The sequence below is a fragment of the Parasphingorhabdus sp. genome (genome assembly GCF_036963705.1).
Lineage (GTDB): Bacteria > Pseudomonadota > Alphaproteobacteria > Sphingomonadales > Sphingomonadaceae > Parasphingorhabdus.
Window position 1 is genome coordinate 1 of the sequence record NZ_JBALUT010000098.1, and the last position, 7,228, is coordinate 7,228.

The 7,228-nt window shown below is 57.5% G+C and carries 8 protein-coding genes; all 8 read right to left on the minus strand.

Annotated features, from left to right (window positions below; translation table 11 throughout):
* On the minus strand, window positions 1-467 hold a 467-nt coding region (locus V7680_RS14375; RefSeq protein WP_335653954.1), incomplete at its 3' end, for a biotin carboxylase N-terminal domain-containing protein.
* A gap of 3 nt (window positions 468-470) precedes the next feature.
* Complete coding sequence (gene bioB, locus V7680_RS14380) at window positions 471-1,496, minus strand: biotin synthase BioB (protein ID WP_335653955.1); 1,026 nt, start codon at window positions 1,494-1,496, stop codon at window positions 471-473.
* Window positions 1,493-3,625 (minus strand): methylmalonyl-CoA mutase, encoded by a 2,133-nt coding sequence (scpA, locus tag V7680_RS14385; RefSeq protein ID WP_335653956.1) that lies wholly within the window; start codon window positions 3,623-3,625, stop codon window positions 1,493-1,495. The genes bioB and scpA overlap by 4 nt, the downstream gene beginning before the upstream one ends.
* A gap of 11 nt (window positions 3,626-3,636) precedes the next feature.
* Complete coding sequence (locus tag V7680_RS14390) at window positions 3,637-4,251, minus strand: glutathione S-transferase family protein (protein ID WP_335653957.1); 615 nt, start codon at window positions 4,249-4,251, stop codon at window positions 3,637-3,639.
* Window positions 4,248-5,033, minus strand: a complete 786-nt coding sequence (locus V7680_RS14395; RefSeq protein ID WP_335653958.1) for an enoyl-CoA hydratase-related protein — start codon at window positions 5,031-5,033, stop codon at window positions 4,248-4,250. Before V7680_RS14395 ends, V7680_RS14390 begins: the two co-directional genes overlap by 4 nt.
* A gap of 98 nt (window positions 5,034-5,131) precedes the next feature.
* Window positions 5,132-5,566 carry a methylmalonyl-CoA epimerase gene (mce, locus tag V7680_RS14400; protein ID WP_335653959.1) on the minus strand — a complete coding sequence of 145 codons (435 nt, stop codon included), beginning with the start codon at window positions 5,564-5,566 and terminating at the stop codon, window positions 5,132-5,134.
* Complete coding sequence (locus V7680_RS14405) at window positions 5,567-6,511, minus strand: DUF808 domain-containing protein (protein WP_335653960.1); 945 nt, start codon at window positions 6,509-6,511, stop codon at window positions 5,567-5,569. It lies immediately after the preceding gene.
* A 70-nt stretch (window positions 6,512-6,581) separates the two neighbouring features.
* A partial coding sequence (locus tag V7680_RS14410; RefSeq protein WP_335653961.1) for a carboxyl transferase domain-containing protein occupies window positions 6,582-7,228 on the minus strand: 647 nt, incomplete at its 5' end.

The window sequence follows — 7,228 nt, forward strand, 5'->3', positions numbered from 1 at the left end:
ATCACAGGATAGCCGATTTCGCCGGAGATTTTTACCGCATGCTCGGTGTCGTCAATCTCGCCAATATGACCGGGAACGACGCTGACCCCTGCCTTCTCGGCCAGTTTCTTAGACTCGATCTTGTCGCCCATCGCTGCGATCGCGTTGATCGGCGGGCCGATGAAGGCAATGTCATTGTCAGCCAGTTGCTGGGCAAAGCTGGTCCGTTCCGACAGAAAGCCGTAGCCGGGATGCACCGCTTCGGCTCCGGTTTCCTTGCAGGCCGCAATAATCTTGTCCGCAAGCAGATAGGATTCACCGGCAGGCGATGGACCGATGTGCACGGCTTCATCCGCCATTTTGACATGTGGCGAGCGCGCGTCGGCGTCGGAATAGACGGCGACCGTCTTGATCCCCATTTTCTGGGCAGTGCGGATGACACGGCAAGCGATTTCGCCACGGTTTGCGATCAGGATTTTTTTAAACATGGTTTATTCAGCTGCCTCTAGTTGAACATCTCGCTGCTCTGCTTCCATTGGAACCAGGCCGAGCTTTGCAAACAAAGTTTCATCCGCATCATCACCGGCATTGCCGGTGGTCAGCAATTTGTCGCCGGTGAAGATGCTGTTGGCACCGGCAAGGAAGCACAAAGCCTGCGTGCTTTCGCTCATGCTCTCGCGGCCAGCGGACAGGCGGACCATCGAGGCGGGCATGGTTATCCGTGCCACCGCGATCGTGCGGACAAATTCGATGTCGTCGATTTTCGCCAGCGGCGTATCGGCGAGCATATCGCCGAGCACTGTGCCTTTGACAGGAACCAGCGCGTTCACCGGAACGCTTTCCGGATGCCGTGGCAAGGTCGCCAGAGCGTGGACAAAGCCGACCCGGTCTGCGCGGGTCTCGCCCATGCCGACGATGCCGCCGGAACAGACGTTGATGCCGCTGTTGCGGACATTTTCGAGCGTTTCGAGACGGTCGCCAAAGGTGCGCGTGGTGATCACCTTCTCATAATGTTCCGGCGAGGTATCGATATTGTGATTATAATAATCGAGGCCCGCTTCGGACAGCATCTCTGACTGTTCCTTGGTCAGCATGCCCAAAGTCATGCAGGTTTCCATGCCCATCTGGCGGACGCCCTGCACCATTTCGATGATCGCCGGCATGTCGCGGTCCTTGGGGTTGCGCCAGGCAGCGCCCATGCAGAAGCGCGAAGAGCCGCGATCCTTCGCCTGCGCTGCCGATTGCAGCACGGTGCGAACGTCGAGCAGCTTCTCAGCCTTTAAACCGGACTTTGCGCCAGCGGACTGGTTGCAATAGCCGCAATCTTCCGGGCAGCCGCCGGTTTTGATCGAGAGCAGAGTCGATAGCTGGACCTGGCCCGGGGTGTGGTTAGCGCGGTGGACGGTGGCGGCCTGGAATACCAGATCGTCAAACGGAAGATCGAACAAGGCCGCTATTTCCTCGCGGGTCCAGTCGTTGCGAACGTCAGTTTCTTCGGCTTCTGTCACGATAGTCATTCGGCAATTTCCTCTTCGGGGGGCATATTATGGCCCAGCAATCTCAAAATATCGGCCGCACATTCCACAATATTGCTGCCCGGTCCATAGATTCCGACAACACCGGATTTCCGCAGGAATTCATAATCCTTGGCAGGGATAACGCCGCCAGCAAAAATCTTGATATCGCTGCGTCCCGACTCTCTCAGCAGGTTGATCAGTTCGGGGATCAGCGTCTTGTGGCCCGCCGCAAGGCTGGACGCGCCAACGGCGTCGACATTCTCGGACAAAGCCAGATCGCGCGTTTCTCCCGGAGTCTGGAACAACGGTCCGGAAATCACGTCAAAGCCCATATCGGCGAAAGCGCTGGATACGACATTGGCACCGCGATCATGGCCGTCCTGCCCCATTTTCGCGACCAATATCTTCGGCTTGCGGCCAAGCCGTTGCGAAACCGCGTCGACGCCCTCGACCACCATCGCATAGCGGGCATTGCCTTCATAAGCCTTGCCGTAAATGCCTTTGACCGGGGTTGGTCGGGTTTCGTAGCGGCCGAAAACCGCTTCCATAGCGTCAGATATTTCACCGAGCGAAGCCCGTTTGCGGGCAGCATCGACAGCGAGCGCCAACACATTGCCGTCGGCCCTTGCGCCAGCGGTCAGCGCCTTGAGCGCAGCCTGACAGGCCGCTTCGTCGCGCTCGGCGCGCATTTTCTCGAGCCGGGCAATTTGGCCCTCGCGGACCTTGGCATTGTCGATGTCGAGCGTTTCCATCGCAGCTTCTTCGGCCAGGCGATATTTGTTCACGCCGACGATCACGGCCTCGCCCTTATCCACGGCGGCCTGACGACCGGCAGCGGCTTCCTCGATCATCGCCTTGGGCCAGCCATCGGCAACCGCCTTGGCCATGCCACCTTCGGCGTTGACCCGCTCTATAATCTCCCAGGCCTTTTCGACCAGTTCGTCGGTCAGGGCCTCGACATAATAGCTGCCGCCCAGCGGATCGACGACCTTGGTAATTCCCGCCTCTTCCTGCAACACGATCTGGGTGTTGCGGGCAATCCGCGCAGAGAAATCGGTCGGCAACGCGATCGCTTCATCGAGCGCGTTGGTATGGAGCGACTGGGTCCCGCCCAGCGTCGCAGCCATCGCCTCGATCGTCGTACGGATCACATTATTATACGGGTCCTGCTCGGTCAGCGACACTCCGGAGGTCTGGCAGTGGGTGCGCAGCATTTTGGAACGCTCTTCTTTCGCGCCCAGCTCGTCCATCACCCGATACCAGAGCGTCCGCGCAGCGCGCAGCTTGGCGATCTCCATGAAGAAGTTCATGCCTATGCCAAAGAAAAAGCTCAAACGTCCTGCAAAAGCGTCAATATCCAGGCCGGTTTCCATCGCCGACTTGGCATATTCCTTACCGTCAGCGATGGTGAAGGCGAGTTCCTGGACAGCCGTCGCGCCCGCTTCGTGCATATGATAGCCGGAGATCGAGATGCTGTTGAATTTCGGCATATGTTCAGACGTATAGGTGATGATGTCGGAAATGATCCGCATGCTCGGCGCTGGCGGATAGATGTATGTATTGCGGACCATGAACTCTTTAAGAATGTCGTTCTGGATCGTGCCGGAGAGCTTCTCCTGCGAAACCCCCTGCTCTTCCGCCGCGACGATATAGAAAGCCAGACACGGGATCACCGCGCCGTTCATCGTCATCGATACCGACATTTCGTCGAGCGGAATCTGGTCGAAGAGGATTTTCATATCCTCGATACTGTCGATCGCCACGCCGGCCTTGCCGACATCTCCGACCACTCGCGGATGATCGCTGTCATAACCACGATGGGTTGCAAGATCGAAGGCTACCGAGAGCCCCTTCTGCCCCGCTGCCAGATTGCGACGATAGAAAGCGTTGGATTCTTCAGCAGTCGAAAAGCCAGCATATTGGCGGATTGTCCACGGACGACCGGCGTACATTGACGCCTTGACGCCACGGGTGAACGGACCAAAGCCGGGCAGTCCCGGATCGGTCGCGTCTTCTGCAGTATATAACGGCTTGACGGCAATGCCTTCAGGGGTTTGCCAGGTCAGATCGCGGCCCTTGACCTCTTTGTCGGCTAAGGCTTTCCAGTCATCGAGAGTCTTTTTTGTCATATCTTCGTCTTTCACGCCGTGGCGCTTGGCCGCTCAGAAACGCGCGCATGCCAGTCTAGCAAATGCACGTGCGTTTCGGGAATATTTATGCCGACGAATTCCGCAAAATCCACCGTGCAGAGCAAGATAATGTCGGCCGCACTGAACTGCGAGCCGGCCAGAAACTCCCGATCGGCCAGCGCGTCGTTGCACATCGAAAATCCATCGACAGCGCGGGCGCGATTGCTTTCCCCATATTCGGGGAATCGCTTGATCGGCAGCTTTGCCGTATAAGGATGCGCGTGCACCCAAAGCTTGCCGACCGGCTCCATCACCAGCATTTCCACGCGGCGCAACCACATTTCGATCGCGCCGATTTCTTCCGGGCTATCGCCGAACAGCGGGTTCTCGGGATGCAGGGCTTCCAGATAGCGACAGATCGCCACGCTTTCGCTGATCACTGTTCCATCGTCCAGCTTCAACGCAGGCGTCTGGCCGCGCGAATTGATCTTCAGAAACTCTGTAGATTTCTGTTCCCCTGCCATGATCGAGATATTTTCGATCGGCAGATCTATCCCCTTCTCGGCGGCAAAAATGCGGACCCGGCGAGGATTTGGTGCAGGATTGGCGCTATCGTAGAAAATCACTGGCCTTTAAATTCCGGTTTGCGTTTCTGGAGGAAGGAAATTCCGCCTTCCCTCGCATCGGCACTGTCACCGGCAATCCGCTGATTTTCAGCCTCTGTCCGCAAAGCGGAAGCATAATCTGCCTCCAGCGCTGCGGCCAGTCCCTGGCGCATCAGTCCCAGCGAAACGGTCGGGCCATTGGCTAGGCGAGCCGCCAGTGTGCGGGCTTCCTCGATCAACATATCATCCTCGACACATTTATAGATCAACCCCCAGTCAGCGGCTTTTTCGCCGGGAATTTTCTCTCCCAGCATCATCATTTCTGTCGCCCGCGCCTTGCCGACAAGACGAGTCAGCATCCACGACGCTCCGCCATCCGGCACCAGGCCGATGTTTACGAAAGCCTGAAGGAAGTAAGCTGACTTGCCCGCGATGGCAAAGTCGCTGGCCAGAGCGAGACTGCATCCGACACCGGCTGCGGGGCCATTGACCGCAGTAATCACTGGCACCTCCAGCTTGGCCAGCTTCATCATCAGCGGATTATAGGAACGGGTCAGCGCGCGGTGGGCGCCCTGCCCGCCGGAAATGGATGCGCCGGCACCTCGCGCGGCAAGATCGGCGCCTGAACAAAAGGCTCTTCCTTCACCGGTGATCAGCACGCAACGTGCACCATCCAGCTGGTCCAGAGCGTCGCCAATCTCGTCCGCCATTTGCGGTGCCATGGCGTTCAAACGCTCGGGCCGGTTCAGCGTGATGGTGGCAATATTGTCTGCAATATCCAGCTTGATCGTTTCATAGGTCATTTGATTTCATCTCCATTTATCCGTTGGTCCTGAGCTTGTCGAAGGATGCTTGTCCACGACAGCTAGGGTTTGACAGGTTTACCCCTGACGACATTTGTTCAATGCCCTTTTGGCGTTTCCATAATTTCGGTCAGCATCCCGCCCATATCCTTGGGGTGGACGAAAAAGATCAGCGTCCCGTGCGCGCCGATCCGCGGTTCGCCGAGGACACGTTTGCCCATTGCTTCGAACTCCGCCTTGGCGGCATGAATGTCCGGCACCTCGAAACAGATATGATGCTGGCCACCTAGCGGGTTTTTGGTGAGGAAGCCGAATATCGGACTGTCTTCGCCGAGCGGCTCGATCAGTTCGATCTGGGTGCCGTTGGTTGGACCCTCGGCTGGCGTGTCGACAAAACAGACTTTCACGCCTTGTGCGGGCAGATCAAACGACTCGCCAATCGAAGTGGCGCCCATGACGTCACGCCAATGGGAAATGCTGTCGGGAATGGATGGCGTCACGACGCCGATATGGTTGAGGCGGCCAAGTTTCATTTAATGTCCCTCTCCGTGCGGAATGAATTTATGTACCAGCGGCGCTATTCCCGCGCCCACAAGAACGCCCAATATGCCCGACAAGAGCGCAAAGGCGATACCACCGACCATCAGCTTGGCCGAGGCCGGGAACAGGCCCAGCAAAGGATGCGACAGCCAGTCGATCAGATGTTCGGGACCATGCCAGCCAATGGCTGCAATATTATGCACCAGCAATCCGCCACCGACCCAGGCCATGGCCAAAGTCCCGATGATCGACAAGGCGGCGAGCAGTTTCGGCATCAACCGGACAAGACTGCAGCCAAAGGACCGCAAGGCGCCCTCGTTATTTTGTGCGATATGCAGGCCAATATCGTCCATCTTCACAATCAGCGCGACTGCGCCATAGACCGCCACGGTAATCGCTATGCCGATGATCGCGAGGATGATTGCCTGTTCCCACCAGACCTGGTCGGTCAGTTCGGACAGGGCAATCGCCATGATCTCGCCGGACAGGATCAGGTCGGTGCGGATCGCGCCCGAGACCATCTCCTTCTCGCGCCCCGGCCCCTCGATAATCGCGGGCTGCTCATGCTTGGTGGATTCGTCGACGTGGAAAAATTCCAGCACCTTCTCGGCCGCTTCGTAACAGAGGAACAAGCCGCCGAAAATGAGGATGATCGGTATCAAAAAGGGCGCAAATTGTCCCAAAAGGACCGCTGCGGGTAATAAAAAGACCAGCTTGTTCTTGAACGATCCCTTGGTGATTTTCCAGATCATCGGCAATTCGCGCGATGGATCGAAACCGGTTACATAGGTCGGCGTAACCGCCGCATCGTCGATCACCACGCCTGCGGATTTCGTGCCGGCGCGCGCCGCAGCGGCGCCGATATCGTCAACCGACGCGGCAGCAACTTTCGCAATGGCTGCGACGTCGTCGAGAAGGGCTACTAGTCCTGTTGGCATGATGCCTCCGTATAAAGTTCACGAATGCAGAGCGAGTGTGACATCTTATTTTGCTTTGAGATCGAAAGCATCACAACGGGATATTGTCATGCTTCTTCCACGGGTTCTCCAACTGCTTGTTGCGCAGTTTCCGTAACCCCAGAGCCACCCGACGCCGAGTTGCATGCGGCTTGATTACTTCATCGATAAAGCCCTTTTGCGCCGCAATAAACGGGTTGGCGAAGCGGGCTTCATATTCCGCGGTATGCTCGGCGATTTCTTCCGGCGTCTTGCCGCGGAAGATGATTTCGACCGCGCCTTTTGCGCCCATCACGGCGATTTCCGCGGTCGGCCAGGCATAGTTGAGATCGCCGCGCAGATGTTTGGAGGCCATCACGTCATAAGCGCCACCATAGGCTTTGCGGGTGATTATGGTGATTTTCGGGACTGTTGCTTCGGCATAAGCGAAAAGCAGCTTTGCACCATGCTTGATGATGCCGTTATGCTCCTGGCTGGTGCCGGGCAGGAAACCGGGAACGTCGACCAGAGTAATGATCGGAATGTTGAATGCATCGCAATAGCGGACAAAGCGCGCCGCTTTCTTGGACGCATTGATATCGAGGCATCCGGCGAGCACCATCGGCTGGTTGGCGACGACACCGACGGTGGAGCCTTCCATCCGGCCAAAGCCGCAGATGATATTGCCGGCATGGGCCGGCTGGACTTCGAAGAAATCGC